Annotated in this window: 30 protein-coding genes; 14 read left to right on the forward strand and 16 right to left on the reverse strand. The window is 66.1% G+C overall.

The annotated features are described in order from the left end of the window. Nucleotides 1–154 precede the first annotated feature (154 nt). A complete protein-coding gene (locus A5481_RS01415) occupies nucleotides 155–436 on the forward strand; it encodes a DUF3297 family protein (RefSeq protein ID WP_048434440.1) in 282 nt (93 codons plus the stop codon). On the opposite strand, the gene A5481_RS01420 is transcribed toward A5481_RS01415, so the two are convergent. Continuing rightward, nucleotides 423–914 carry a VOC family protein gene (locus A5481_RS01420; RefSeq protein WP_048434441.1) on the reverse strand — a complete coding sequence of 164 codons (492 nt, stop codon included), beginning with the start codon at nucleotides 912–914 and terminating at the stop codon, nucleotides 423–425. The genes A5481_RS01415 and A5481_RS01420 overlap by 14 nt on opposite strands. 122 nt (nucleotides 915–1036) lie before the next feature. Between A5481_RS01420 and A5481_RS01425 the strand changes: the two genes are divergently transcribed. Genes A5481_RS01425 through uvrB form a run of 3 tightly spaced genes read left to right on the forward strand, consistent with a single transcriptional unit; the run spans nucleotide 1037 to nucleotide 5947 of the window. Beyond that, nucleotides 1037–2020, forward strand: coding sequence for a LysR family transcriptional regulator (locus tag A5481_RS01425; protein WP_082173160.1), 984 nt, complete (start codon nucleotides 1037–1039; stop codon nucleotides 2018–2020). Beyond that, the gene (locus A5481_RS01430; protein WP_245238873.1) at nucleotides 2017–3117 is read left to right on the forward strand and encodes a PAS domain-containing protein; all 1101 of its coding nucleotides are present in this window, start codon (nucleotides 2017–2019) and stop codon (nucleotides 3115–3117) included. Before A5481_RS01425 ends, A5481_RS01430 begins: the two co-directional genes overlap by 4 nt. Nucleotides 3118–3175: 58 nt before the next feature. Then, nucleotides 3176–5947 carry an excinuclease ABC subunit UvrB gene (uvrB, locus tag A5481_RS01435; RefSeq protein WP_048434442.1) on the forward strand — a complete coding sequence of 924 codons (2772 nt, stop codon included), beginning with the start codon at nucleotides 3176–3178 and terminating at the stop codon, nucleotides 5945–5947. A 230-nt stretch (nucleotides 5948–6177) separates the two neighbouring features. Here the strand turns inward: uvrB and A5481_RS01440 are convergent, their stop codons facing one another. The 7 genes from A5481_RS01440 to A5481_RS33200 form a co-directional block, all read right to left on the reverse strand. Further along, the gene (locus A5481_RS01440; RefSeq protein WP_048434443.1) at nucleotides 6178–6498 is read right to left on the reverse strand and encodes a hypothetical protein; all 321 of its coding nucleotides are present in this window, start codon (nucleotides 6496–6498) and stop codon (nucleotides 6178–6180) included. Continuing rightward, nucleotides 6495–6875: a hypothetical protein gene (locus A5481_RS01445; protein ID WP_048434444.1), complete on the reverse strand. Its 381-nt coding sequence runs from the start codon at nucleotides 6873–6875 to the stop codon at nucleotides 6495–6497. Before A5481_RS01445 ends, A5481_RS01440 begins: the two co-directional genes overlap by 4 nt. A 29-nt stretch (nucleotides 6876–6904) precedes the next feature. Further along, nucleotides 6905–7870, reverse strand: a complete 966-nt coding sequence (locus A5481_RS01450; protein ID WP_048434445.1) for a hypothetical protein — start codon at nucleotides 7868–7870, stop codon at nucleotides 6905–6907. Between the two features lie 41 nt (nucleotides 7871–7911). Continuing rightward, the gene (locus tag A5481_RS01455) at nucleotides 7912–8856 is read right to left on the reverse strand and encodes a phage protease (protein WP_053082392.1); all 945 of its coding nucleotides are present in this window, start codon (nucleotides 8854–8856) and stop codon (nucleotides 7912–7914) included. 104 nt (nucleotides 8857–8960) lie between these two features. Continuing rightward, on the reverse strand, nucleotides 8961–9980 hold the full coding sequence (locus A5481_RS01460; protein WP_048434447.1) for a phage late control D family protein: 1020 nt from the start codon (nucleotides 9978–9980) through the stop codon (nucleotides 8961–8963). Beyond that, on the reverse strand, nucleotides 9977–10489 hold the full coding sequence (locus tag A5481_RS33195) for a hypothetical protein (RefSeq protein WP_156311868.1): 513 nt from the start codon (nucleotides 10487–10489) through the stop codon (nucleotides 9977–9979). The genes A5481_RS01460 and A5481_RS33195 overlap by 4 nt, the downstream gene beginning before the upstream one ends. An 84-nt stretch (nucleotides 10490–10573) precedes the next feature. Then, nucleotides 10574–10999 (reverse strand): hypothetical protein, encoded by a 426-nt coding sequence (locus A5481_RS33200; RefSeq protein WP_156311869.1) that lies wholly within the window; start codon nucleotides 10997–10999, stop codon nucleotides 10574–10576. 473 nt (nucleotides 11000–11472) lie between these two features. On the opposite strand from A5481_RS33200, the gene A5481_RS01465 reads away from it, so the two are divergent. Together A5481_RS01465 and A5481_RS33205 are read left to right on the forward strand one after the other, a co-directional pair. After that, nucleotides 11473–11796, forward strand: coding sequence for a phage protease (locus A5481_RS01465; RefSeq protein ID WP_048434448.1), 324 nt, complete (start codon nucleotides 11473–11475; stop codon nucleotides 11794–11796). Nucleotides 11797–11892: 96 nt separating this feature from the next. Then, entirely contained in the window at nucleotides 11893–12378 is a 486-nt protein-coding gene (locus A5481_RS33205) for a hypothetical protein (protein WP_156311871.1), read from the forward strand. Nucleotides 12379–12727: 349 nt separating this feature from the next. Here A5481_RS33205 and A5481_RS32075 read toward each other — a convergent pair whose 3' ends face one another. The 8 genes from A5481_RS32075 to A5481_RS32080 all read right to left on the reverse strand — a co-directional run bounded on the left by A5481_RS32075 (nucleotide 12728) and on the right by A5481_RS32080 (nucleotide 19489). Then, on the reverse strand, nucleotides 12728–13819 hold the full coding sequence (locus tag A5481_RS32075) for an XRE family transcriptional regulator (protein ID WP_082173161.1): 1092 nt from the start codon (nucleotides 13817–13819) through the stop codon (nucleotides 12728–12730). Then, a complete protein-coding gene (locus A5481_RS33210) occupies nucleotides 13820–14653 on the reverse strand; it encodes a hypothetical protein (RefSeq protein WP_156311872.1) in 834 nt (277 codons plus the stop codon). A 46-nt stretch (nucleotides 14654–14699) separates the two neighbouring features. Then, the gene (locus A5481_RS01470; RefSeq protein WP_053082393.1) at nucleotides 14700–15587 is read right to left on the reverse strand and encodes a regulatory protein GemA; all 888 of its coding nucleotides are present in this window, start codon (nucleotides 15585–15587) and stop codon (nucleotides 14700–14702) included. After that, nucleotides 15584–15889, reverse strand: a complete 306-nt coding sequence (locus tag A5481_RS01475) for a hypothetical protein (RefSeq protein ID WP_048434449.1) — start codon at nucleotides 15887–15889, stop codon at nucleotides 15584–15586. The genes A5481_RS01470 and A5481_RS01475 overlap by 4 nt, the downstream gene beginning before the upstream one ends. Beyond that, entirely contained in the window at nucleotides 15882–16202 is a 321-nt protein-coding gene (locus tag A5481_RS01480; protein ID WP_064503740.1) for a hypothetical protein, read from the reverse strand. Before A5481_RS01480 ends, A5481_RS01475 begins: the two co-directional genes overlap by 8 nt. A gap of 77 nt (nucleotides 16203–16279) precedes the next feature. Next, nucleotides 16280–17272: an AAA family ATPase gene (locus A5481_RS01485; protein ID WP_082173162.1), complete on the reverse strand. Its 993-nt coding sequence runs from the start codon at nucleotides 17270–17272 to the stop codon at nucleotides 16280–16282. After that, nucleotides 17269–19272, reverse strand: a complete 2004-nt coding sequence (locus A5481_RS01490; protein ID WP_156311873.1) for a Mu transposase C-terminal domain-containing protein — start codon at nucleotides 19270–19272, stop codon at nucleotides 17269–17271. Before A5481_RS01490 ends, A5481_RS01485 begins: the two co-directional genes overlap by 4 nt. Nucleotide 19273: 1 nt before the next feature. Continuing rightward, nucleotides 19274–19489 (reverse strand): DNA-binding protein, encoded by a 216-nt coding sequence (locus A5481_RS32080; RefSeq protein WP_082173163.1) that lies wholly within the window; start codon nucleotides 19487–19489, stop codon nucleotides 19274–19276. A 60-nt stretch (nucleotides 19490–19549) separates the two neighbouring features. Here A5481_RS32080 and A5481_RS32085 point away from each other — a divergent pair, with 60 nt between their 5' ends. The 8 genes from A5481_RS32085 (at nucleotide 19550) to A5481_RS01525 (ending at nucleotide 25866) form a co-directional block, all read left to right on the forward strand. Beyond that, complete coding sequence (locus A5481_RS32085) at nucleotides 19550–20131, forward strand: helix-turn-helix transcriptional regulator (protein WP_082173164.1); 582 nt, start codon at nucleotides 19550–19552, stop codon at nucleotides 20129–20131. A 324-nt stretch (nucleotides 20132–20455) separates the two neighbouring features. Then, nucleotides 20456–21199, forward strand: a complete 744-nt coding sequence (gene lexA / locus A5481_RS01495) for a transcriptional repressor LexA (RefSeq protein ID WP_048434452.1) — start codon at nucleotides 20456–20458, stop codon at nucleotides 21197–21199. A 428-nt stretch (nucleotides 21200–21627) separates the two neighbouring features. After that, the gene (locus A5481_RS01500; protein ID WP_048434453.1) at nucleotides 21628–22854 is read left to right on the forward strand and encodes an ABC transporter substrate-binding protein; all 1227 of its coding nucleotides are present in this window, start codon (nucleotides 21628–21630) and stop codon (nucleotides 22852–22854) included. A gap of 63 nt (nucleotides 22855–22917) precedes the next feature. Beyond that, on the forward strand, nucleotides 22918–23745 hold the full coding sequence (locus A5481_RS01505; protein WP_048434454.1) for an aldo/keto reductase: 828 nt from the start codon (nucleotides 22918–22920) through the stop codon (nucleotides 23743–23745). 189 nt (nucleotides 23746–23934) lie between these two features. Continuing rightward, the gene (locus A5481_RS01510; protein ID WP_048434455.1) at nucleotides 23935–24372 is read left to right on the forward strand and encodes an acyl-CoA thioesterase; all 438 of its coding nucleotides are present in this window, start codon (nucleotides 23935–23937) and stop codon (nucleotides 24370–24372) included. Further along, nucleotides 24369–24767: an ACT domain-containing protein gene (locus tag A5481_RS01515; RefSeq protein WP_048434456.1), complete on the forward strand. Its 399-nt coding sequence runs from the start codon at nucleotides 24369–24371 to the stop codon at nucleotides 24765–24767. Before A5481_RS01510 ends, A5481_RS01515 begins: the two co-directional genes overlap by 4 nt. A 113-nt stretch (nucleotides 24768–24880) precedes the next feature. Then, nucleotides 24881–25087 carry a hypothetical protein gene (locus tag A5481_RS01520; protein WP_048434457.1) on the forward strand — a complete coding sequence of 69 codons (207 nt, stop codon included), beginning with the start codon at nucleotides 24881–24883 and terminating at the stop codon, nucleotides 25085–25087. A gap of 14 nt (nucleotides 25088–25101) precedes the next feature. Next, the gene (locus tag A5481_RS01525; protein WP_197514119.1) at nucleotides 25102–25866 is read left to right on the forward strand and encodes a sulfite exporter TauE/SafE family protein; all 765 of its coding nucleotides are present in this window, start codon (nucleotides 25102–25104) and stop codon (nucleotides 25864–25866) included. Nucleotides 25867–25967: the final 101 nt, after the last annotated feature.

Below are 25967 nucleotides of genomic sequence, written 5' to 3' on the forward strand. Positions count from 1 at the left end.
CCGAAATATTGGAGGATTTCTATTTTGGAGATCCTATTCTGTATTATCGTGCGAATTATGAAAATTCCAAGGAGCGGCCCGGACCGGAGGCGGATTGGCAGCGGCGCCGGGAGCGGCTACCTGGGGCGCCGATTCCGTTCCGGAGCCTTGCCCGATGACCGATACCCCGCCCGACCGCCTCAGCACCGACCCGCGCAGCCCCTTCCACGACGCCGCCCTGCTGGAGCGCGGCGTCGGCGTGCGCTTCAAGGGCGTCGAGAAGACCAACGTCGAGGAATATTGCGTGAGCGAGGGCTGGGTGCGGCTCGCCGCCGGCAACGCCAAGGACCGCTTCGGCAACCCGATGACGGTGAAGCTGAAGGGCCCGGTCGAGCCGTATTTCCGCGCCCCCGAGTCCGCCTCCGAGCCGGCGCCCGAGGCCCCTACGGCCGAGTAGCCGCCGCCCGCAGGGACGCGAGGTCGAGGCGGCGGGTCACCATCCTCAGCCCGCCCTCCTCGTCCCGCGGCCACTCGCTCTCGGGCCGGTCGCGGTACAGCTCCACGCCGTTGCGGTCCGGATCGTCGAGATAGAGCGCCTCGCTGACGCCGTGGTCGCTCGCGCCGGTGAGCGGGATGCCGGCGGCGTCGAGGCGCGCGAGCGCATCGGCGAGCGCCGCCCGGGTCGGGTAGAGGATCGCCACGTGGTAGAGGCCGGTATGGCCGGGGGGCGGCGGGGTGCCGCCGGCGCTGTCCCAGGTGTTGAGCCCGATATGGTGATGGTAGCCGCCGGCCGACACGAAGGCGGCCTCCCGGCCGTAGCGCTGCATCAGCGTGAAGCCGAGCACGCCGCAATAGAAGCCGAGCGCCCGGTCGAGGTCGGCCACCCGCAGGTGGACGTGGCCGATGCGGGTGCCTGGATCGATGGGTGCGGTCATGGTCGCGTCCTCCGCGGCGGCTGGCGCCGGTGGTCTCTCCTGCGCAGAGTGCAACCTTTCGGATCGTCCGGAAATCCGGCATGTCGTGTCATCACCTCACACTCCTGGAGTGAGATCGAGCCGTGCCCGATCGCCTGACCGGAATGCAGATCTTCGCGCGCGTCGCCGCGACCGGCAGCTTCTCGGCGGCCGCGCGGGCGCTCGCTTTGTCCCAGAGCGGGGTGACCAAGCACGTCGCCGCCCTCGAGGAGCGGCTCGGCGCCCGGCTGCTGCACCGCAGCACCCGCCGCCTGACCCTGACCGAGGCCGGCCGGCGCTACCTCGAGGCCTGCGAGCGCATCCTCGTCGAGATCGACGAGGCCGAGGCGGCGGCCGGGGCCGAGGCGGAGGAGCCCCGCGGCACCCTGCGGCTCAACGTGCCGGTCTCGTTCGGGGTGCTGCAGGTCGCCCCGGCCCTGGCCGAGTTCGGCCGGGCCCATCCGTCGCTCACCGTCGAGCTCGGCCTCAACGACCGGCCGGTCGACCTGATCGAGGAGGGGTGGGATCTCGCCTTGCGCATCGGCCACCTGCGCGAGTCGAGCCTGGTCGCCCGGGCGCTGGCCCCGTGCCGGATGCGCGTCTGCGCCGCGCCGGCCTACCTGGCGGCACGGGGGCGGCCGCGCCGCCCGGAGGATCTCGCCGGGCACAATTGCCTCGGCTACACCCTGGCGAGCAGCGACGGCTGGCGCTTCGAGGGCGGCACGGTATCGGTCGCGGGGAGCTTGCGCGCCTCGAACGGCGCCGCGCTGGTGGCCGCGGCGGAAGCCGGACTCGGGGTGATCTACCAGCCGACCTTCCTGGTCGCCGCCGCCTTGCGCCGCGGCGGCCTGGTGGCGCTCGACCTCGGGCCGATCCCGGCGCTGCCGATCCACGCGGTGATGCCGTCGCGCCGCAACCCGCCGGCCAAGGTCCGGGCGCTGGTCGCGTTCGTGGCCGCCCGCTTCGCCGACCCGCCCTGGGACCGCGGCCTGCCGGCGGCCCTGTGCGCCGACGACCCGCTGCCCGGGACGTGGGCCGCACCGAGCGGGCCGGTCCCCGCCGCGGCCGATGCCGGGAGGCCGTCGTGAGCCGGCGCGCCGCCTCGCTGGCGGTCGACCCCGCCCTGCGGGCCGGGCCCGTCCCGGACGCCGCCTGCCCGGCGCTCCTCCCCGGGGCCGCCTTCCCCGACCGCGACGTCCTGCGCCTCGTCGAGGCGCACGGCCTGACCGGCAGCTGGACCTGGACCTTCGCCACCGGCGAGCAGGCCTGGTCCCCGGGCTTCTACCGGCTGCTCGGCTTCGCGCCGGGCGCGGTGAGGGCGGATTACGGCCTGTTCCTGAGCCTCGTCCATCCGGAGGACCGGCCGGTCGTCGAGGCCAATGCCCAGGTGATGCGCGACGGGATCTTCAACGACCACACCGTCCGGGTGATCCGGCCCGACGGGTCGCTGCGGGTGCTGACCTCCCGCGGCACCATCTACGTCACCCCGGAGGGCCGGCCGCGGGCGGTGGCCGGGGTGGTGCTCGACGTCACCGACGCCGAGCGCCTGGCTGTCCTGCAGCGGGAGGAGCAGCGCCGCCGCCGGGCCCTGTTCGAGCAGGCCCAGGCCTGGACGCACGCCTCGCCCTGCGGCACCCCGTTCCGCATCGCCTCGCGCGAGCTCCTGAGCCTCACCGGCCTGTCGCAGCAGGATTTCCACGCCGACTGGACGCAGGTCCTGGTGCCGGAGGAGCGCGAGCGGGCCTGCGACCGGATCCGCTCGCTGCTCGAAACCGGGCGGTCCTTCGTCGTCGAGCAGCACCTGGCGCTGGCCCACGGTGAACGCGGGCGGTTCCGCGGCGTGTTCGCCCCGGTGCGCGACGCCGAGGGGCGGATCGAGACCTGGGCCAGCCTGAATTCCCGGATCGACGGGGTCCGGCCGGCGCCCGCGGGCCTGGCGCGGCGCGGCCTGGAACAGGCCGTCCGGGGCGCGCATCTGCGCGCCGCCCGCGGCCTGCTCGACTGGTCGATGGCGGACCTCGCCGCCGCCAGCGGCCTGTCGCTCTCGACCATCCGACGCCTGGAGGAGGGCGGCGAGGGGCCGGCGGCGCGCAGCCGCGGGGCAGCGCTCGCCGCCCTGCGCCGGGCCGGCATCGGCTTCGCGTTCGTCGAGGGCGAGACCCTCGCGGTCGCCAAGGTGCGCTGACCAAGGTGCGCTGACGAGAACCCTTTCCGGCCCCGGCGCCGGTTGCCATATCACTCCCATGCCCGCCCCGAAGAAGCCCCGCCTGTCGACCGGCAAGGCCTCGAAGCCCGAGCTGAGGCCGCTGGATCCCTTCCTCGCCGAGTTGCTGAACCCGGCGCTGAACCGCGACCGCCTGCCCGCCGCCGAGCCGCCGCCGCCCCCGCCCGAGCCACCGAAGCGGGGCCGCCCGCGCAAGGATGTAGCCGAGGCCGCGCCGAAACCCGGCCGCCGGGCCAGGGGCGCGTCGAGGGGCGCGGCGCCCGACGGGTTCGGCGAGGCGCCCCAGGCCACCTTCGCGCAGGGCGACGCGGCCGACGTCGAGCCGGCGCTGGCCCAGGCGCTGGGCTTACGCGAGCCGGACGGCGAGGCGGTGGAGGAGCGCGGATCGCTGGCGAGCGAGGGCGTCTCGGCCACGGTCGACGCGCTGACCAAGCTCCTCACCGAGGGCAACCCGCTGTTCAAGAACGGCGAGCTGTGGCGGCCCCACCGCCCCGACCGGCCGCAGAAATCCGAAGGCGGCGTCCCGTTCCGGCTGAAATCCGACTTCACCCCGGCCGGCGACCAGCCCCGCGCCATCGCCGAGCTCGTCGCCGGCGTGCAGGCGAGCGAGCGCGACCAGGTGCTCCTCGGCGTGACGGGATCGGGCAAGACCTTCACGATGGCCAAGGTCATCGAGGAGACCCAGCGCCCGGCCCTGATCCTGGCTCCCAACAAGACCCTGGCGGCGCAGCTCTACGGCGAGTTCAAGAGCTTCTTCCCCGACAACGCCGTCGAGTATTTCGTTTCCTACTACGATTATTACCAGCCCGAGGCCTACGTCGCGCGCTCCGACACCTTCATCGAGAAAGAATCGTCGATCAACGAGCAGATCGACCGGATGCGCCACTCGGCCACCCGGGCGCTCTTGGAGCGCGACGACGTCATCATCGTCGCCTCGGTGTCGTGCATCTACGGCATCGGCTCGGTCGAGACCTACACGGCGATGTCGTTCACCGTCAGCCTCGGCGAGAAGATCGAGCAGCGCCAGCTCGTCGCGGACCTCGTGGCGCTGCAATACAAGCGCATCCAGTCCGACTTCGCCCGCGGCACCTTCCGGGTGCGGGGCGACGTGATCGAGCTGTGGCCGGCCCACCTGGAGGATCGCGGCTGGCGCATCGGCCTGTTCGGCGACGAGATCGAGGCGATCTCAGAGTTCGACCCGCTCACCGGCAAGACCCTCAACACCCTCAAGTTCGTCAAGGTCTACGCCAACAGCCACTACGTCACGCCGCGCCCGACGCTGCAGCAGGCGGTCAAGGGCATCAAGGACGAGCTGAAGTGGCGGGTCGAGGAGCTGACCCGGATGGGCCGGCTGATCGAGGCCCAGCGCCTGGAACAGCGCTGCACCTTCGACCTCGAGATGATCGAGGCGACGGGGGCCTGCAACGGCATCGAGAACTATTCGCGCTACCTCACCGGCCGCAAGCCCGGCGAGCCGCCGCCGACCCTGTTCGAGTACCTGCCCGACAACGCGCTGGTCTTCACCGACGAGAGCCACGTCACGGTCTCGCAGATCGGCGGCATGTACCGGGGCGACTTCCGCCGCAAGGCGACGCTGGCCGAGTACGGCTTCCGGCTGCCCTCCTGCCTCGACAACCGCCCGTTGCGGTTCGAGGAATGGGACGCGATGCGCCCGCAATCGATCCACGTCTCGGCGACCCCGGCGAAGTGGGAGCTGGAGCAGACCGGCGGCGTCTTCGCCGAGCAGGTCATCCGCCCGACCGGCCTCGTCGATCCGGTCATCGAGGTGCGCCCGGCCCGCTCCCAGGTCGACGACCTCCTCGGCGAGGTGAAGGAGGTGGCGGCCGCCGGCTACCGCACCCTGGTGACGACGCTCACCAAGCGCATGGCCGAGGACCTGACCGAGTACCTGCACGAGAACGGCGTCAGGGTGCGCTACATGCACTCCGACATCGACACGCTGGAGCGCATCGAGATCATCCGCGACCTGCGGCTCGGCGCCTTCGACGTGCTGATCGGCATCAACCTCCTGCGCGAGGGCCTCGACATCCCGGAATGCGCCCTCGTCGGCATCCTCGACGCCGACAAGGAGGGCTTCCTGCGCTCCGAGACCTCGCTGATCCAGACCATCGGCCGCGCCGCCCGCAACGCGGACGCGCGCTGCATCCTGTACGCCGACCACGTCACCGGCTCGATGGAGCGGGCGATGGCCGAGACCGAGCGCCGGCGCAAGAAGCAGCTCGCCTACAACGCGGAGCACGGCATCACGCCCCAGAGCGTGAAGCGCAACATCGCCGACATCCTGGAGAGCGTGTTCGAGCGCGACCACGTCCAGGTCGATACGGGGCTGGCCAAGTCCGCCGTCACGGTCGGCCACAACCTCAAGGCGGTGATGGCCGACCTCGAGAAGCGGATGCGGACCGCCGCCGCCGATCTCGACTTCGAGGAGGCGGCGCGCCTGCGCGACGAGCTCAAGCGGCTCCAGGCGACCGAGCTCGCCATCGCCGACGACCCGATGGCGGGCCAGGCCGAGGTCGAGCGCGAGGCCGGCCGCTTCGGCGCCAAGCGCAAGCGCAGGGGCCCCGACTCCCTGGAGCCGCTCGGCTACGGCCCGGGCGGCAAGGGCACCACCGACGAGGGCACCCGCATCCGCCAGCCCGACCTCGACGACATGGGCCCGGGCACCGACCGCGAGGTGCCGTTCACCTACGCCGAGCGCCCGACCGGCCGCTCGACGCAGGGCTTCCCGGGGCAGAAGCCGAAATACAAGGGGCGCAAGGGGAGGGGATGACCGGCAGGGCCGGCGCCTGAGCCCCGGACCGGCGCGGCGGACAGTTCGGCGCCGGTCCCCCGCCCGCGCGTTGCCGGCGCTCATCGCCCGATCACCGGGCGATATCCCGGTCTATCCCGCCCGTTGCTGCGGCGCCTGTGTCTGTCATCGGTATCTGGCGACGGCGATATGAATTTGGCGGGCGCACCCGGGATCACCCTATCCTGCCCGGGATGGTTTCTGGCGCAGGCTCACCGTCCGAGCCGCGTCCAGTAGCGTTGGATCGTGGACTTCCCGGGCGTTCGATCCGCCCCGAAGCGCCTCAGGCATTGCGCGTGAGTGTCCTTCAGCAGCCGCACGCCCAGGCATTCGGCGAGGAAGGTCGCCACCTCCGGGTCGCGCTCGACGCGGCTGCGAGGATCGGCCGTGTAGCGAGCGGCGGGAATGCTGGCGACAGCAAGCCGCCGTTGGCAGTCCAGCAGCTCGGCATAATGCGCGAGCGGGATCGTCACCACCTCCACACCAGAGATCGTGCCGTGAACCGGTGCTGGTGCCGCAGCATCCTCGGTCATCGGTGATCCATCCACCGCGAGCGATAGACCTGGATCCGGCCTCGTGACGGTGCTCGCTCCCGGCCGAACCGCTCCACGCAGGCGGTGTGAAGCGCCGCGATCGTCTCCCGCCCGCGGAACCGCTCCCGGAGGAAGTCGGATACTTCACCGTCCCGTTCGATCGTGGATAGCCCACGCGTCTCGGCGCGGCGCACCCGCGGGCGCGGCGCGGGAGTGCCCTGCATGCGAGCCGCAAGGAGGACGCGATAGTCCGCCGCATCGATCAGGACGACGATGCGGCCGTCGAGCCGCGCGAAGGCCGGCAGTGCGCGTGCGGGCTCCCCCAGCAGGCCGGAGGGAAGCTCGATGGGCGAGAGATCGTCGGGTTCATCGCTCATTGAAGCGCCCTTCAAGCTGCCCCGTAGTGCTACGCCACGGCGTTCTGAATGAGGAAACCGGCATCCGGGGCGGTGATGACCTCCCTCACCCGCTCGCCGACACGCACGACCAATCCGCCGTCGAGACCAATGTTCTTGTCCTCATAGCTTCCCGCCACCCGCGTTCCGTACTGCGCCGTCATCCCGAAGGTCGCGGATTGTTCCGGGCGGGCGCTCGGGTTGATGTAGGTGAGAGAGATCGATTTGCCCCAAACCCGGCTGAGGGACGGCGCCTGGCCGCGGCGGGACGTGTTGATGAACGCCTCGCCGATATTGAGCTTCTTCAGGCCTTCGCCCGCAAATAGCTCCACGAACTCGGCGGGCGAGATGATACCCTTGCTCGTCACGTTGCCTTTGACCGCATTGACCAGTTGAGGATGCGAGGAGATACCGCTCCAGGCCTCTCGGCCCATCGTGACCGTGTTCGGGCGGAACACCAGCGTGGAGTTGAACGCCGCCTTCAGCGTGCCGATGATGTCGCTTGCCGGATCGCTGAACCGGTCGCTCCCGGAGAGTGCAAGACGCTTGTCGGGCGCATAGTTGGCCGGGTTCTGGACCATGGTCGCAACCCGCACCTCCCGGTCGATCAGGATCAGGTCGGTAAGCAGGGTGGTTGCGGTATCGACGGGATCGAACGTTCCGAGCCCTCGCGTCCGCATAGCCTTGGCATCATCGATATCCGACTGGGGAATACTGTCCTCCAAGCCATAATCCTTCGTCTCGCTGGTACGCTCCTCACCGTTGAACTCGACACGCTCCAGGCGCCCACGCCGGCCCACTTCGGTGTTTGGGACGGTGAATGCCTGATGGATCGGAAGAAACGTCCAAGAGAACTTCGAGGCTCCGACCGGGACACGGGGCAGAACGTCGTCCGCGATGTAGCTGAGACGGTCGTTGCGGTAGCCGATGGAAATGGCTGTTTGAACAGGGTCGACCTGGAAGGGACGGTTGGCCATCGATTTGGTCTCTCAATAGTGGGGAGAAGAAGAGGGGATGCTCACCGCCCGAGGGACGGATTACTGGTGAGGGCTCGCACTGCCTCGGCGTGGGTGAGCGCCAGCCCGGCCGCTGCCTGCGCCTCGCGGTAGCGGGCAGCTCGGGCCGCCAGCATCTCGGGTGTCTCCAAAGCATTGCCGGTGTCGGGCCGGCGCTGATCCAGGCCGGAAGGCTGAAACATCGGCGTTGTATTGGCGAACAGCGTCGCGACGTGCGTAAAGCCGGCTTCGGTCTGGCAGAGCGCTTCGTACTGCGCTCTCTGCGCCGGGGTGATCTTGAACGCCCGCAAGGCGCCTTCGATCAACTCCCCGACCTTGCGCTTGCGGTCGGTGCTGCGCAGCTCGGCGATGGTGCCGTTGGCCGCGTTCAGCGTTGCGACGGCATCGTTGAACAGCCCGATCGGCACGAAGGCGGCGCGCAGCTCGCCGATTGCCGCGAGGCAGGCGGCATCGTCGGCTATGGCGTCGAGGCCCAGGGCCTGGCGGACGGTGGCGGGAGCCTCGCCCGGCCCACCCGGGAGGGCACTGGCGAGGGCCGGCATGTTGAGGGCCGGTGCCGCCACCAGGGACACGGAATGTATCCACGTCGCCTCGCCGGCCTCCGTGTGATGGAAGGTCGGGCTCACGTAGCGGTGCGTCCTCGCCGCCAGCGTCGCCTTGCCAGCCGGCAGCCACTCGACGCGGGCGTAGGTCCCGTCCGGCTGCGCCTTCAGCTCCTTCACCCAGCCGATGGCGTCGGCCTTCTCGCCCTTGGTCGCCCTGAGCGCCAGGGCATGATCGATGTCGGTCGCGAGATCGATCGCATCAGCCTTGAAGCGCGCTACCAGCTTTTCCGGATCGAAGAGATAGACCCTGCCGTCACGGGTGTCCGCGGTGCCGCGCGGCGTGATCTTGATCCACTCCGGCGCCGCGCCGGCCGCGCCGGCTGGAACCTCGCTGGCGAGCAAAGCCGTCGAAACATTGAAGGCTGGCAGGGCGGGAGGTGTAGTGTGGAAATTTGATATTGACATTGGACGCTCAGCTTTTTGTGGAGAACAGAGGATCGGACAGGTCAATCGACAACCCTTGTCTCAACAGTCGTAGTCCAGCCGACAGTCGGGACGATCTCGTGGGTGACGCACTCAGCCTCCCACGTTGTTTCGTCGATCGGTGTCCCGAACCCGCTGCACGCCACCCGAGCCCCTGCCGTGGCCGCCGGGTCGCCGACCTTCGTGAAGAGGCCTTGACCCGTGGCGCCGGCCAGCTCGACCGCTGCGGCGGCGGCGGCCCGTTTGGCGCCGTCCGATCCCGAGAACGGGTGCGGCAGCGCGTCGGCCGCGCCTTGCTTGCCGGACGACTGCTTTTCCTGCTCCAGGGTGCCCTTATCGGTATCAAGATAACTTGCCGAAACCTCTTGATATTCGTATTTCGGCTCGCGCTCGACATCGAAGCTATAGTTTTCATCGAACTGCATTTGGATGACCGGCAAGTCCTGGCCGGACACCGATTGCAGCGATCCGCGCTTCAGGATCAGGATCTTGCCGTCCATCGGCTTCACGACGGCGCCGACGTTCTCCGCAATCCCCATGGCGAAATCGAGCGCGGTCTCGCGCCAGCGCAGGGCGTAGCCGTCGGGTACGGGGATGCTGGCGATGTCGGGGTGGATGAGCACCCGGGAGCCGCTCGACTTGAACAGGCTGTTGAACATGTCGCCCAACGTCGAGTGGCCGTTCTCCTTGTCGAAGTGCTGACTATCAACTTTCTTGAGATCGTCGTTGAAGTCGGCCGCTCGGCAGATCAGGTGGAGTTGCTGCCCCTGCTTGGGCTCGCCGAAGATGTGAACGCGCTGGAAGGTGTACCGGCCGAACAGCGCCATGCCCTGCGCCGACCATCCAGCCTGGACCGTGTAGGGCGTGCCCTGCGGCGGGATTTCCATGTAGGGCTTCTTGCGCGTGAACCGGAAGATTGCCTCGTCGCTCTCGCCATCGAGCCGATCGATGAGCCGCACGCCGATGAGCTTGCTGCCCCATGTCGTGAGCATGTCGTCGCTGCCGGGGCCGATGACCCGGAGGTGCGGTGTGCGATAGGTCATGTTTCGCTCCGGGTTGATGGTGACCGCATGGTCGGCGAACGGTCGTTGGTCTCGCCCGCATCGGGGGAGTGCTGCTTGCCTGGGCCGAAGGCCTTGATGTCGATCGTCGAGATGGATGCTGGCTTTTCGGCGCGTAGCTTCGCGCGGTGGGCATGCACCGCACGGCTGGAAATCTTCGCCTCGCGGACGATGTCCGATGTGCTGGCGCCCGACAGCAATAGGCGACGGATCAATGCGGCGCGTTCGCGTTGCAGGCGCTGATGCTCCGTCTCGGAACATGACGGGAAGATCGTTGCACGCAAAGGCAAGTCCTTCGCCCGCAGGAGCGCGACGAGTTCTTGCGCAACCTTGGCGCCGAGCGCTTGGCGAAACGGGTGAGTATCCCTGGCCAGCGCAGTCGCGCCGAACCGCACGCACCGCCCGGCGCAAGCCTCCCCGACACAGCGCGCGATGTCTGCCCCACGAAGCTCCGCAATGGCGTACAGGATCTTGCGACCTGCGCTTGCCATCAAACCATCCTCAGACATGCGATCAGTCGATAAGTTGACTGTCGCACGTGAGGAAGAGCTTCAGCACGGCGAAGCGCTTCTCCGCTATTTGGGTCTGTCCGATTTGCAGCGCCCGTTTCCAGAGCGGCGCGCATCCTCTTCGGAGAGGGTACCTTCGTCGATAAGTTGGCGGCGTAGCTGTTGAACTCGACGCCGCGTGATCCCTAATTTCATGGCCGTATCTGTTGTATTAATGCCGTTCTTCGAGCTCTCTATGATCCCTTGTCTGATCATGCGCCTGCGAATTTCGGCCGCGCCCGTTTCTGCCAAGGGGACGTCAATTTCGCAACCATACGGCTCATCTGCATTCAGCCGGCGGACAAGCTCTATGCCCTTATCCGCTCCCAGCGCCCGACAGAAGATGTTGCCCCGGGTCGGGGTCCGCGGAATAAAAACCCTCCGGCCGGCGATGGCGGCAATAACGACCGGAAGGTCTGCGGGATCTGCGATGCGTTCAAGGTGGCGGAGCAAGGCCCTTCCGTCCGGCTCCCTATTCCGCCTCGCCCACTCCTCTCCAGACTTGCGCGACGACGCGCGGACCTTGGCGTCCGTCATGATGCAGGGTGCCCGCTGATGCCGCGCGCGATCTGCGCGTCAGCGAAGCGTCCATGCGCCCCCGGGCCCCTTGTGCGGCGAAGCGCTTCGCCGTGGTGAAGCGCTTCATATCGGGGCATCGTCTGTCTCGCCCGCCCGTGAGGGCGAGCGAGGGCCGTGGGGACGCCACTTCCCCACGCCGACATGCGACGGATGGCGAATGACTCGGCCGGACGTGAAGGTAAGGCGAGCGGCGGGGGCTTCGCAATCGGCAAGATCGGCGCCCCTCGAAAATTGGCCGTAGGCGGCCGAAGGGCGTCGGCGGCCACTCGGGGTGCGGAAATTTTTTGAAGATGGAATTGAAGCACCTGGGGCCATCTGCGGGGCATGTCAGGGACGAGGGTGAGCCGATGGCGAAGGACCAAGCTGCGGAAACCGATCTGTCGGTGCTCGCCCGCCGTCTCGGGCTGCCGGACGATGCCGACGAAGATGCGGTGGTCGCGGCCATCAATGCCCAGACCATCGGCCTGATCGAACACGCTCTCGGTTTGCGGGCCGGCGCCGGCAGGGACGGTATCATCGCCGAGATCGCGGCGCTTCAGGCCGATCGTGCTGCCTACATCCTGCACATGCTGGGGGATCTGGGCGGCAAGCGGAAAGCGATCCGCACTCTCCAGGTCAGGGAGATCATGAGCGACGCCCTGCGCGAGGCGCGCGACACGCTCGACCCCTGACGAACAAAGCCGGCCCTTATGGCTGCGGGCCGGTTGGCTCTTTGACATCGTCTATTTCACTCGGCAGTCATCGTGCTCACCAACGAGGTTAGCACGATGACTGCCAGCATTCCTGAGCATCTAGAGGCCGATCTACCCGAGGGGCTTCACGGCGACATAGATGCCGTTTTTCAAGGTTGGGCGTTGCTGGAGACTGCCCTCACGATCTGGCTGCTTCAGCTAATGAAAGTTGATGACGATGTCGGGCGCATAGTAGTGGATAGATTGGACGGTAAAACCAAGCTGATGATGATCAGAGATATATATTTGCATTTTGGAAATGAATATAGCGCCAAGACTGCGAAAAATCTCAGCGGACAAATGGAAAAATGGGTAGATATAAGGAATATATTAGCGCATAAGCCCAGACAAGGATTTGATCCTGAGACGAATCATATGTATTTCTGGACTGGTAAATATATTAGAAAATCAAGAGATCGGATGGAGATGATTGGTATTGATGCGGGAGATCTTAAGCGGTGTGCTGCGTTTGCGGCGAAGGATGCGAGAGATATTCTCTCACAGCTTCCTTCGAAATACTGAGCTGCTCATACCGTTTCGCAATGAGTCGGGACGTCGGACACCGGTGATCCAGCGATCTCGTGCGCTTGCAGGCCTCGTGCGTGGCAAGGGCGGCGGGAAGCAATTGAGCCTCGGCAGGCGGTCGCGAAGCGCTCGCCTGCTCCCGGCCAGGGGCCAACCGCACGAAGCGTTTGATTTCGACGTCACCCTAGTAGCCGAGGGGCACCTTCCCAGCCGCCTTGAAGGCGGCATCCGCGATATCGAGATGGCTTGGTTGCATCGCGGAAAGCGCATCCCATTTATTTAAGCTCTCATCGTTGATGATGTCCGCCAGGGTCCCGTGAGACTATGAGATGACAGCTTTTTATCATCAGCGTGCCTTACCGCCGCTGGCGACTAACCTTAGAGGAGGGCGCCTATTTTGCATAGGAAACCAAGTGCGAAGCTCATCGTTGAGTATACCTAGCATTTCAGCTAATTCATCTTCAGTGTAGCCTAGATCTTTCAAGTGCGCATCGATTGCAGCCTTCAGCGTCGACGGACGCTCCCTAAGGTGGTCTACGTCAATCGGCTCAATCTTGCGCCAGCCTCTTTTTGTAATTTCTACAAAAAAATATTTATACTGACGATCGCTCAGTTTTCCAATATCCCATGCTTTGTGGATTATTGATTGCATAGAAGTGCCCCAATGCATTTTAAGATCCATAAATTTGGTAAGGCGCAGATCAAACAAATGATCAGAAATATCGATCGTCGGCATGAGGAATTCCGACGCAAAATGATTAGCTTGGATTTCCTGATCGGCATTGGGAATGGCGTGCATGACCAGATGCCCAAGCTCATGCGCTAGGCTGAAGCGTAGGCGATCTTTCGGAAGTGACGCATTGACAAATATTATTGGCGGCAAGCCGTCGCCGCCATGCTGGCAAAAGCCATCAATTAACGGTGTTCCAAATTCATACGGCACAACTATAATTCCTGAGTCTTCGATTAAAGTCGTAATATCTTTTATAGGTCCACGTTGAATTCCCCATCTTTGACGAACCATGTTCGCGATTTGCTTGGCATCTCCATCGAATTGATCTATATCAATTGCTGGGGCAGGGGGAATTACAGGCTCTAATTCAATATCTGTGAATATCTTTTTAATAGATAGGCGATAAAATTCTGATCTTGCATGGATAGCAACTTCGTCTTTTGCTGCTAGCGCCTTTCTGGCTCTATGAAAACTAACAGGCGGCTGCCTCAAATAAGAGGCATTGCTGAAAAAACTTTCTCTCACTTTCAAGGCGCATGCGAGTTCCGTGACCAACGCTTCAGATGGCTGTATGCGACCGCGCTCAATTTTGGACAGCTGTCCCTGGTTGATGCTTCCATTAAGAAGAGACACCAACTCATCTTGTCCGACCCGTCGAAGCTGACGGGCCAGAAAAAGCATATTGCCATTAAATGGCAGCGACATTTACGCCTCGCGCTTGGTTCTTTTTGTTGGCAGCTTGATGCGACGCTCGCCCTCGCCGCCATCGTCCGGCGGTCCGAGCGGTTCCAGTTCGAGTGCCGGGGGCGGTTCTATGCCGCGCAACGGCCAGATCCAGGCTGGTTCAGCATGGATGTTGTTGCATACAAATGAAACGTCCGGCCGCAGCGGCGCGTTCTCTGTTGTCCTCCAGCCTAAATACAGCAAGGTGGCGGGGGCGCCTTCTACAAGGCTGGTTTCCACGCTGTCAGGAGTTTCATTTCGGTTGTACTCTTGAGACGCTTCGGTCGGGCTGACGCTGACCGCGAACCGGTCGTCCATCATTTTTACGCGGGCGATCCAGTTATTTTGAAAGCAAATCCAGCAAAGCTGGCCTTTTTGATGGAAATGCACACCAGGAACTGCCTCAGCCCAGATGCGAAGCCGATCAACAATCAAATCTCGGACCGTGCTGGCCTTTGATCTGTCGTTCATCTTATGTAGGATTGGGCGACATGCTTCTAAGAATTCACTATGCGCGCCCTCAATTATTGCAACCAAGGCATCTGTATAGGGGCCAATTACATCCTGTGCTTCCGCTAGCGGTCTCACCGGCATTGAACGCACTCCATGGCCCCTGACGAGCCCATATTGAAGCCTGCCGGAAAAACCTGTCCAAATCAAGGAAAAATATTCCAGAACCATTCTTGCTGTGGTCGCTCCTACGTAGACGTGCCCGCTTGCTCCGGGCTGGAGCTTCTCGAAGGGGCTGTCGGTTGGAGCGGATCCGAGATTGGACAGACGGAGCGCGATCGGCGGCACCAACATGTGATCCAGCATCTAGCCGGAGCTGGCGCCGGCCGCGGTCACGGCATGCGGACCACCCTCAACGCCGAGGTGCCGGCACAGCATTACCGCCAGGGCCGCCCCGCTCATGGGATGCCTCGCTGGGTGTGCTGCCCCTGCGCCGGGCCATGGACTTAAGCGCCGTGATGACCTTCCCGGCCCTGGCGACGGTGAGGAAGCGCAGCGACGAGGCGCCGTGAAAGCGCTCCAGCCAGGCGTTCAAGCCGGCTTCAATCGCCGTTTCAGGCTCGGCCGGATGGCCGGACCATTCCCGCCAGAGCGCGCGGATCAACTCGACCTGCTCCGGCGAGGCGAAGCCCGGCCGGCGGCCGAAGGCGGGCTGCGTCGAGGGCGCTGGCTGGCGCTCGAAGCCCTCGGCCTCCAGGAAGGCGAGCACGAGATCGAAGCCGCGCCGGTCCAGGTCGCTCGCGGTGACGACGCCGCCATAATCCTGGACCATGCGGTGATAGCGCGGGTCCTCCATCTCAATCTTCTTGCGCGCCACCTGGATCAGGCGGATCTGCGACGGGGTGATCTCCCGGCGCGCTGCCACGAAGGCCGGGACATCGAGCCCGCGCCCCTCCCACTGCGTCAGCAACTCCAGCAGGCCACGGCCGGACATGTCGCGCAGGTCGCTGATCCCGGCATGGCCGCGGAGATCCGCGGCGTAGGTGTGATTGGAGAGCTTGAGCCGATCCCGGGCTTCCTCGACCATCGTGCGGGTGCGGGCCGACAGGGTCGGCCGCTGCCGGCACTTGAAGCCGGTGACGGTGAAGTGGTCCATCAGCCGCGCGAAGCCGGCGGCCGTCAGATCCTCGACACGGTCGGCGCCGCCGCAGCGGCGCAGGGCGTCGATGAACTTGCCCGGATCGGGGGCGACCGCGGCGCGGGCGCGCTCCAGGAGCTTGCGCTGTCCCGGACGGATCATGGTGCGTCCCCCTTGCCGTCCATCACAGCGCGATAGGTGCCTGAATAACCGGCATCGTGAAGCGACTTGGCCTCCGCCAGTTTGGCGGTGACAAGCTCAAGTGCGACGTGTGCAGCTTCTTGATGATCGCTGGCGGAATAGTCTGTGCGAGGTGCCTCGAAGGCGAAGGTCGCGAGCCAGGACAAGGCCCATGCTTGGTGGACGGCGCTGCTGATCGCAAGCGCAGCGCGATCCTTGCGCCGGTGCATCTCTTCGAGCTGCGCGGCGGTCGGCTCGGTGGCGGGCGGCACGGCTCTACCCATGGAACGCCTCCTCTCCCTCCGGCTGGCCGGCCAGGACAGCTGCCGTGATGCACCTGTAAGCGTCGCGGAAATCATCGTCCTGCCGACGCATGGCCCCGGCAAGATAGAAGAAGACGTGGCTCGCCGCTCCCGCATATTCTTCTTCACTATATCCAACCATGCCACTGTTATGCGCCATGGCCGCCATCCACGCGACGGCTCGGAAACCTTCCGTCTCCCAGTACATCCGCGATACCGCCTTGTCTTTACGGCGGATGATCTCCTCAAGCTGTTCGTAGGTCGGCTGATCTTTGGTCGGAATGGACTGTCCCATGATGCTCTGCCTGTTTTAGCCATGCCTGGAGAACCCGGCCGAGTTAATCCCGGCTCGGTTACGCGACAAAAGGGTAATTAACGCTGCTTCGGCAGCCGCTTAACGCTGCTTTGACGTTTGATCTTAGGTGCGGCGTCAGCGTCTTGTAGCTCTCGCACGAAGTGCGGAAAGGTAATCAGCGCTTCGCGCAGGTGGGATGCCTGAACGGTCTTGTGACCCATCTTCAGTGCGAGGTGCCGAGCCACCGGGAGTACCTTGCCGAGCCCGTCAGCGTGTCGCACATTGGCAAGCTCACGGCAGAGGCGGAATGCTTCCATCCCCTCCACGTCGTAGCGGCTGGCGATCAGATCGGCGTCATCGTCAAGGATGCCGTCTATTTCTTCACGTACCGGCAGGCGGCGGGCGATCTGCTGGATGGCCGCCTGCTTCGAGTTGACGAGTTGAAGCACTTCGTCGTTACCGAGAAAGATCATCTGGATGCGCGCGTCTTCGCTGATCGTCAGCAGTTCGCGAGCGGAGCGCAGGGTCAGGTTTTGAGCCTCGTCGAACAGCATGACGGGTGCGAAACAAGCTTCCCGGCATAAACGCTTCATGGTCGCGGCAATGCTGTTGGCCGGTTTCACGCCGAGGTGCGGAGCTACTTCCTCGAACACGGCCATGGTTGAATTTCCCATGACGCCCGTGACGGTGACGAGACCCACCGACGGCCCCTCCAGCGCATCGGAGCGGCGTACTGCCTCTTGCAGCGCTCGCGTCTTGCCGACGCCCGGCTTGCCGGTGATCAGCCCGTTCTGACCGAAGCGAAGGCAGCGATTGATGGCGTCGAAGATGACGCCCGCCGCCGAAGTGTGAACGAAGGGTGTTTCCCAGGCAGCCTGCGCCGCTCGGCGAGCCTCCAGGGCACTGAGCCGTTCGGCCTCTTCCCTGTCGCGGGCGGTCTGAGCTTCCTTTTGCTGGCGTTCGCACTCTGCCTTGGCTGCACTCTCTATCGCAACGTGCTCCTTGTATCGCGCCATTCCGGCTTCGGCTTCGGCTTTCTCTTTTGGTGTGCGCTCCCTGCGGTATGTCATAGCGAGCCTCCGAGCATCTTCCCGCGCGCCATGGCCTCTCGGATCTTGGCTTGCTTCGCCTCGCGCTCGCGGTCGCGCCGATCTGCCGGGCTCTCCATGATGCGGCGGCCCATCTCGGCCTTGTCGGAGGCGATACTGATCTGGCCTTTGCTGGCGGGCGTTGGCGGTAACGGCTGCCGCGCGCCGGAGGCGATCATCTCCTGCTTCACGTCGATCGGCGTGAGGTCGGCGGCTTCGGTCTTGATGGCGGCTTGATCCACGCCCCTCCGGCGGCTCGCCTCCTCGGCCCCGCGCGGGTCGAGGCGGTGGAAGACCTCATCCGGATGTGCGACCCCGATCAGCACCCCCTTCATCGTCGAAATCGGGACGGCGTTCCAGCTCAGGTATTTGGGGCGGTGGATGCGAACCCGATCTCCTGTGTATCGCGCCAGTTCGTCGCAGTAGAACGTGCGTCCTTCGACGCTGATCTTGCCATCTACGACCTTGCGCGTGTCCTCGATAGAGAATGCCATCATCAAGGCCAGAGGATCGACATCAGTGCGCTGCCAACCCTGGCTTACAGCGTCGGTATAGGCTTGCAGGGGTGACATACCTTTGAGGTCTCCAGTTTGTCGGTTGGAATTGTAGAAGGTAAGTAGGCCATCGAAGTCGTAGCAAAACTGTTCGAAATTGCCGTTGAACGGGTCAGGAGGTTTTCCCAGATTGGCCTTGCGGGATTTCATCCTGTCTCCACCTATGTAGCCTTGGAGTGGGGCCAGGATTTTTTGCTCTATGACCCGAAAGGACCCTTCAAGGATACCTTTGGCAGCCGCGTTGTAGGCGGTGGCGCGGATCAGCGGCTTGCCCCGGTCGAACCCTTCGCAGTCCAGGCCGGCGAGCTTGAGCGCGTCCGGCAGGAATTCCGCAAACCGGTACTCCGATCCGTTGTCGAGGTAGAGCATCGCCGGCATGCCCCAGTACGGGTCCTGGGTGAGGGCAATAAAGCTCTCGATCAGGTCCGCGTTGCGGACGGCACTGCCCGGCTCGCACAAAACGAGATCGATCTTGACGCGGCGTGTTGCAGCGTCGAGCCAAGCAATACCTTTCGGTGTTGCAAGCGAGCCATCCTCTCGTAACACGTAGACATCGAAGTGATGCACGTCGCCAAATACGAGTTGCATCGGTGCGAGGCCGGCGGAGGTCAGGCGGACGCGAGTCCGCTGATCGTCCCAGGTCTTGATATCGGTGCGATGCTGGTGGACCCGCCGGGCGCTCCGGCCGGCCTCCACCACGCCCTTGGGCAGGGCGCAGAAGGGCAAGATGTATGTGAAGGTGCCCGACAGGCCCGCCTTTAGCGTCAAGTCGGCGAGGTGTTCTCCCGCAAGCCGCTGGACCACGCCATAGCTCGCACCGTTCCCCCAGAGGTTGCGGATGTGCTGATGCGTCTTGCGAGCGATCTCGCGCCGAACGTCCTGACTGAGGGCAGTGGTGGCAGCGTCCCATCTGCGCGTGAGGACGGGTCGGCTCTCGGGTTTAACCTCGCGAGGTTTCCGCGCGAGGGCCTTCAGGCCGCCGGACGTTGCTTTGCTTGCCTTGCGCTCGACATCGCGGAGGCTCGGGGTGAACCACTCGCCATTCGGGCCAGACACCCGCTTTCCAGCCAGTGCCTTGATCGCTGTGGCGCGCTCGCGGGAGCCCTTCGGGTGGGCCAGGACGGGCCGGAGAAACTCGTACCACCAGGACGCCGCATCAACCGCCTTTGAAGAAGCCTTCAAAGGGGCTTCAACCTCGCCATGAAGCTCGTAATGGCGCGCCTGAAGGTCTGCCGGAAGGCTGGTAAGAGAAACTTCAAAAGATACTCCGGACCTTCCGCCTTGACTCGAGATCGATCGCACCTGAAGTCGGCTTTTTCGCCACTTATATTCAGCATTTGCCATGCTTTTTTTAATAGCTTCGTGCGCGCTTTGCCTGGTTATGCATGCTAGCGCAGCGAGTTCAGACGTGGAGATCCAGGCCGACATTTTACGAGATCCTGGTCGTGTTATCGGCGTGTAGCGGAAGCTTTTTGATCCCGAGAGCTACGGCAATACGGTGGCCAATGCCCCTCTTTGCTTTGATGTCGCCCCATATTACGGCATAAACCGTTCGGGGATTAAATCCATTGTTCTGCGACCACTCCTTGATGCTGATGCCTTCCGCTTCGAAGCGGGCTTTGATTTCGGAGGCTTGCTCTGCCATGCTAGCACCATGTGCGTTTCGTTATCGAAACATGCACCAACCTTGTGCCGATAATGAAACATGTCAAGCCGCAAAGCGATCGACGCTGAACAAGCCCGGGCTATGGGAGCCCGCATCCGCCACCTGCGTGGTAGCGATAGCCAAGCTCAGTTCGCGAGTGAATTGGGCGTAGATAGAGCAACCCTCGCCAATTATGAGGCGGGGCGCAGAATACCTAATGACGAATTTTTGAAAAAACTAAGCGACTTCAAAGATATCTCGATACCAGAAATACTTTTTGGAACCCACATCACGCCTTATAAGAAATACATGGAAAATGTTATGAGAGAAATAGAGGTGCATATGAAAATGCGCCCAGGCGTAATACCGAAATTTATGATATCCGACGACGAGCTTGCTCTGATATTGGCGGTTCGACTTGCCATGCTAGATGATCACGCCACAGAGCCGTTGCTGCAAATTATTCAGCATGCCAAGCGCGTTTATGAAACGGATCACGACATTGGCTTGCCTCCTTATGGTGAGGCTCAGATCACGCGACTTGAGGCCGCACTTCAGGCCGGAAAATTTGAGGAGGGATACGATCCGGACTTGGCGTTCTTCGTCACCTTCTCTGAAGGCTCGGGCGGCGGTTCATCATAGGACGCCTGACCGGGTGCCTTACCAAGCATTGGGTTCCCGCAACTGGCCTGTCCAAGAAATGCTGATTTCACAAGCGGTTACAGTTAAGTGGCGGCGTTCATGTCCGGCACCGGCTGCAAGCGGCGGCGTCAGCCGCTAAGTCCTTCATAACAATGAGATTTTCCCATTTCGCCGCCAGTTATAAATGTCAGCGCCGTCGCCAATTAGCGATTTCCGCCCCACGCCCGAGCGCTTTTTCGAAGCCGCTTGCGGAACACTTGCGGAACGCTTACCATGTTCGCGATTTGTTTCCGGAGCGCGGCAGCGCGGGGATGAGAGTGTCACATGCTCACGCGTAAGCAGTTGGACCTGCTCCGCTTCATTCAGCAGAGAATGCGCGAGACGGGCGTACCCCCGTCCTTCGACGAGATGAAGGACGCCCTCGATCTCAAGTCGAAATCGGGCATCCACCGCCTGATCACGGCGCTCGAGGAGCGCGGCTTCCTGCGCCGCCTGCCCAACCGGGCCCGGGCGATCGAGGTGATCCGCCTGCCCGACACCGCGACCGGGCCGGCGCAGGCCGCGCCGGTCTCCGGGGCCGAGGTGGTGCGGTTCAACCCGAGCGTCGTCGAGGGCGGGCGCGCCCACGAGCCGAAGCGGCCCCCGGGCATCCCCGCGATGACGATGGCGCCGGACGAGAACGGCCAGTCGGTCAGCGTGCCGGTGATGGGCCGGATCGCCGCCGGTACGCCGATCTCGGCGATCCAGAGCCAGAGCCGCACGGTGGCGATGTCGCCGGACTTCCTGGCCAGCGGCGAGCACTACGCCCTGGAGGTGCGCGGCGACTCGATGATCGAGGCCGGCATCCTCGACGGCGACCTCGTGGTGATCCGCCGCCAGGAGACCGCCAATACCGGCGACATCATCGTGGCGCTGATCGACGACGAGGAGGCGACCCTCAAGCGCCTGCGCCGCCGAGGCTCGTCGATCGCGCTTGAGGCCGCCAACCCGGCCTACGAGACCCGCGTGCTCGGGCCGGACCGGGTGCGGATCCAGGGCCGGCTGGTGAGCCTGGTGCGGAAGTACTGAACCGGCCCCGGCGGGGGCGGTCGATCCGCCCCTCTCCCCCTGCGAGCGCGGACCCGTCCGGACAGGACGGGACGCGGCCTTCCTCGTCGTCCGCCCCATGCTCTCGCCCGCGCGGGAAGAAGGGCCGGGCGCCGCGCCTCCGGACGATCCCGTCACCCGCGCCGAGCGACGGCCCTTCCCGTCGAGCGGTCGCGGGTGAACGCGGGATGCGTGCCCGACGGCGACGGGAGCGGTCCGCGCCTCGTCCCCTCGCACGCTGCCCAGCTTTCTCAACCACGCCGCCCGATCCGCATCGACGACGCCCCGGCCGCCTGACATACAGGGCGCCGAACCGGCCCGCTCGGGCCGGAGTCAAGATCTGACAAAAGCTCGCCGGCGCTGCCTCGCCGGCAGAAGCTCCCTGGCAGGAAATTCTGGGAGGTCACCCGATGTCGTTTCGCTCCACGGCCGCCGGCGCCGCCGGCCTCGCCTTGTCGCTGGCCGCCTCCGTCGTCATGGGCACCGCCGCCCTCGCGCAGGACGCCAAGGCGCCGATCAAGATCGGCGTCCTCAGCGACATGAGCGGGCCCTTCGCCGACCAGGCCGGCACCGGCTCGGTCGCGGCGGCGCAGCTCGCCGTCGAGGACTTCGCCAAGGAGGCCGGCGAGCTCAAGGTCGAGGTCGTCTCCGCCGACCACCAGAACAAGCCCGATATCGGGCTCGCCACCGCCCGGCGCTGGCTCGACCAGGAGGGCGTCTCGACCATCGTCGACCTGCCCAATTCCGCCGTGGCCCTGGCGGTGTCCAACCTGATGCGCGAGCGCCACCGGGTGGCGCTGGCCTCGAGCGCGCTCACCTCCGACCTCACCGGCAAGGCCTGCGCGCCGACGACCGTGCAGTGGGTCTCCGACACCTGGGCGCAGGGGTCGGCCACCGCGCGGGCCATCGCGGCGCGCGGCGGCAAGTCGTGGTACTTCGTCACCGTCGACTACGCCCTCGGCCACGCGCTGGAGCGCGACGCCACCGTGGCGCTCAAGGCGGCCGGCGGCACCGTGAAGGGATCGACCAAGCACCCGCTCAATGCCGGCGACTTCGCCTCGCCGCTGCTCTCGGCGCAAGGCTCGGGCGCCCAGGTGCTGGCGCTCGCCGATACCGGGGCCGACATGATCAACGCCGTCAAGCAGGCGGCGGAGTTCGGGGTGATGCCCCAGATGCGGCTCGCCGCCCTGTTCGTGCAGCTCTCCGACACCCACGCGCTCGGCCTCAAGGCGGCGCAGGGGCTGCAGCTCGCCAGCGCCTTCTACTGGGACCGCACCGACGGCACCCGCGCCTTCGCCAAGCGCTTCGCCGAGCGGATGAACGGCCGGATGCCGACCGAGAACCACGCCGGCGTCTATTCCTCGACGCTCGCCTACCTGCGGGCGGTGCGCGACACCGGCACGATCGAGGGCGAGAAGGTGGTCGCGGCGATGCGCGAGAAGCCGATCGAGGATCCGCTCTTCGGCACCGTCACGGTGCGCCAGGACGGCCGGGCGGTGCACGACCTGTTCCTGTTCGAGGTGAAGAGCCCGGCCGACAGCAAGGGCCCGTACGACTACTACAAGCTCCTCGAGACCGTGCCGGGCGACCAGGCCTTCCGGCCGATGGCCGAGGGCGGCTGCCCGCTGGTGAAGTAGAGCGGCCTCGACATCGGCGGGGTCCGCCCCAGATCGGGTGTCGTCACCTGAAAGGCTCCGCCCATGTCCGATGCGTTCGTGACCCTCAACGACGGGAAGCGCATCCCGCAGCTCGGCTTCGGGGTATGGCGGCTCACCGACGAGGAGGCCCCGGCGGTCGTCGGGTCCGCCTTCGAGGCCGGCTACCGCCTGATCGACACCGCCGCGATGTACGGCAACGAGGCGGGGATCGGCCGCGCCGTCGCCGCCTCCGGCCTGCCCCGCGAGGAGGTCTTCGTCGCCACCAAGGTCTGGAACGACCGCCACGGCTACGACGAGACCCTGCGGGCCTGCGAGGAGTCGCTCTCCCGCCTCGGCCTCGACCATGTCGACCTCTACCTCGTCCACTGGCCGGTGCCGCAGCGCGGGGCGTATGTCGACACCTGGCGCGCCCTGATGCGCCTGCGCGAGGACGGCCGCGCCCGCTCGATCGGCGTGTGCAACTTCACGGTCGAGCACCTGAAGCGCGTCATCGACGCCACCGGCTCGACGCCCTCGGTCAACCAGATCGAGCTGCATCCGCGCTTCCAGCAGGGCGCCCTGCGCCGGTTCCACGAGGAGGCCGGGATCGTCACCGAGGCCTGGGCGCCCCTCGGCCGCGGCGGCCTGCTCGACGACCCCGCGATCCGGGCCATCGCCGACAAGCACGGCCGCACCCCGGCGCAGGTCGTGCTGCGCTGGCACCTCGACCTCGGCACCGTCGCGATCCCGAAATCGGCCAATCCCGCCCGTATCCGCGAGAACCGCGAGGTCTCAGGCTTCGGCCTCGACGCCGAGGACCGCGCCCGCATCGCGGCCCTCGACGATCCGGCGGGGCGGCTGGGGCCGGATCCGGAGACGTTCGGGAGCTGATACCCCAGCGCCTTCGAACGGGTCCGTTCGACGGCGCCGGGCGAGCCCGCACGGTTTCCCTGTCCTCGCGCGGGCGCATCCTCGCGCGGGCGCATGGGCGCCGGCGCGAGGGTATGCGGCGCGACTTGATCGGCGGCGTCGCGCCGGCCTACGCTTCCGGCCGCCGATCCCTTCCCGGGAGACAGACCCTTGAGCGGCCGCACGCCCCCCGAGACCCGCGCCGCCTACCGGCGCTTCGTGCCGATCACCACCCGCTGGGCCGACAACGACGTCTACGGGCACGTCAACAACGTGGTCTACTACGCCTTCTTCGACACGGCGGTGAACGGCGTGCTGATCGCCGACGGCGCCCTCGAGATCGCGAGAAGCCCGGTGATCGGCCTCGTGGTCGAGACCGGGTGCCGCTACTTCCGCTCGATGGCCTTCCCCGACCGGGTGACCGCCGGGATCCGGGTGGCGCATCGCGGCACGTCGAGCGTGCGCTACGAGGTCGGGCTGTTTCGCAACGACGACGACGAGGCGGCGGCGCAGGGCCACTTCGTCCACGTCTACGTCGACCGGACGACGCAGCGCCCGGTGCCGCTGCCGGACGCCCTGCGGCGGGTGCTGGAGCCCCTCGCCGTATGAGCGGCGAGACCGACCTGAGCCGGCTCCTCGCCGGGATGCGGCCGAGCCTGCGGCCCGGGACCTACGTCTTCGCCACGGTCGCGGGCGGGGCGGTGCCGGCGGGGCTCGTCCCGGCGATGAGCTTTCATGAGGTGGAGGGGACGACCCTGATCGTCCCCGAGGCGGACGCCGCGCAGGCCGGCCTCGCCGGCATCTTCCCGTGCCGCTGGATCACCCTCGCGGTGCATTCCTCGCTCGAGGCCGTCGGCTTCCTCGCCGCGGTGACGGCCCGCCTCGCGGCGGCCGGCATCGCGGTCAACGCCGTCTCCGCCTTCCACCACGACCACCTGTTCGTGCCGGTCGCGCGGGCCGACGACGCGATGGCGCTGCTGCGGGATCTCGCCGGCGCCCCGTAGCGCCGGACTCCCCCGGCCTGTGCCGCCCGCGAAGGCACCGTTCGCCCCTTACGGCTTGTTGCGCGCCCCTCCGCCGCCCAAGCTGACGGCATCCCAACCGGAGGACCCCGCCCATGCCGCCGCGCATCCCGCTCACTCCCGGCGGACCGGGGCCGCTCGGCCTCGTCGCCCTCGCCCTCGCGATCCTGGCCGCCGGGCTCCTCCTCGAAGGGCATCCGGTCGACGCCTCGGTCGCGCCGCGTCTCGCCGCGCCCGAACCCTCCGCCCGCCCGCTGCCGAGCCCGGACTCGATGCTCCGGGACCTGGCCGGCCGCGACTGACGAGAGCCTGCACGGTGACCGACCTCCTCGCCGGCGTCGCCGGCCCGCTCGGCTGGGCGGCGATCCTCGCCACCTTCCTGCTCGCCGGATTCGTCAAGGGCGTGATCGGCCTCGGCCTGCCGACGGTGGCGGTCGGCCTCCTCGCCACGATGATGACGCCGGCCCAGGCCGCGGCCCTGCTGGTCGTGCCGTCCTTCGTCACCAACATCTGGCAGCTCCTCGCCGGGCCGCGCTTCGGCGCCCTGCTGCGGCGGCTCTGGCCGATGATGGCCGCGATCGCCGCCGGCACCGTGGCGAGCGCCGGGCTGATCGCCGGGGCGACGGGGCCGGGCCTGGGGAGCGCCCTCGGATTCGCCCTGGTGGCCTACGCGGCGATCGGGCTTGCCGGCCTGGCCCTGCGGGTGCCGGCCCGGGCCGAGCCGGTCCTGTCGCCGGTCGTCGGCCTCCTCACCGGCCTCGTCACCGGGGCGACGGGGGTCTTCGTGATCCCGGCGGTGCCCTACCTCCAGGCGCTGAACCTCGGCCGGGACGGGCTGATCCAGGCCCTCGGCCTCTCCTTCACGGTCTCGACCGTGGCCCTCGCCGCCGGGCTCGCGCGGGAGGGCGCGCTGCCGCTCGCCGCCGGCACCGCCTCCCTCGTCACCCTGGCGCCGGCGCTCCTCGGCATGGTCGCGGGGCAGTGGCTGCGCGGCCGGGTCTCGGCCTCGACCTTCCGGCGCGTCTTCCTGGTCGGCCTGCTTCTGCTCGGCGCCCATCTCGCCCTGCGGCCGTGGCTCTGAGGACGATCTACTCGTCTTCGTCGTCGAGGGGGCGCAGCCACTGCATCCGCCGGCCCATCGGATCCTCGATGGTGGTCCGTCGCATCACCAGGAAGCCGCCG

Origin of the sequence: Methylobacterium platani (assembly GCF_001653715.1) — a bacterium.
Classification (GTDB): domain Bacteria; phylum Pseudomonadota; class Alphaproteobacteria; order Rhizobiales; family Beijerinckiaceae; genus Methylobacterium; species Methylobacterium platani.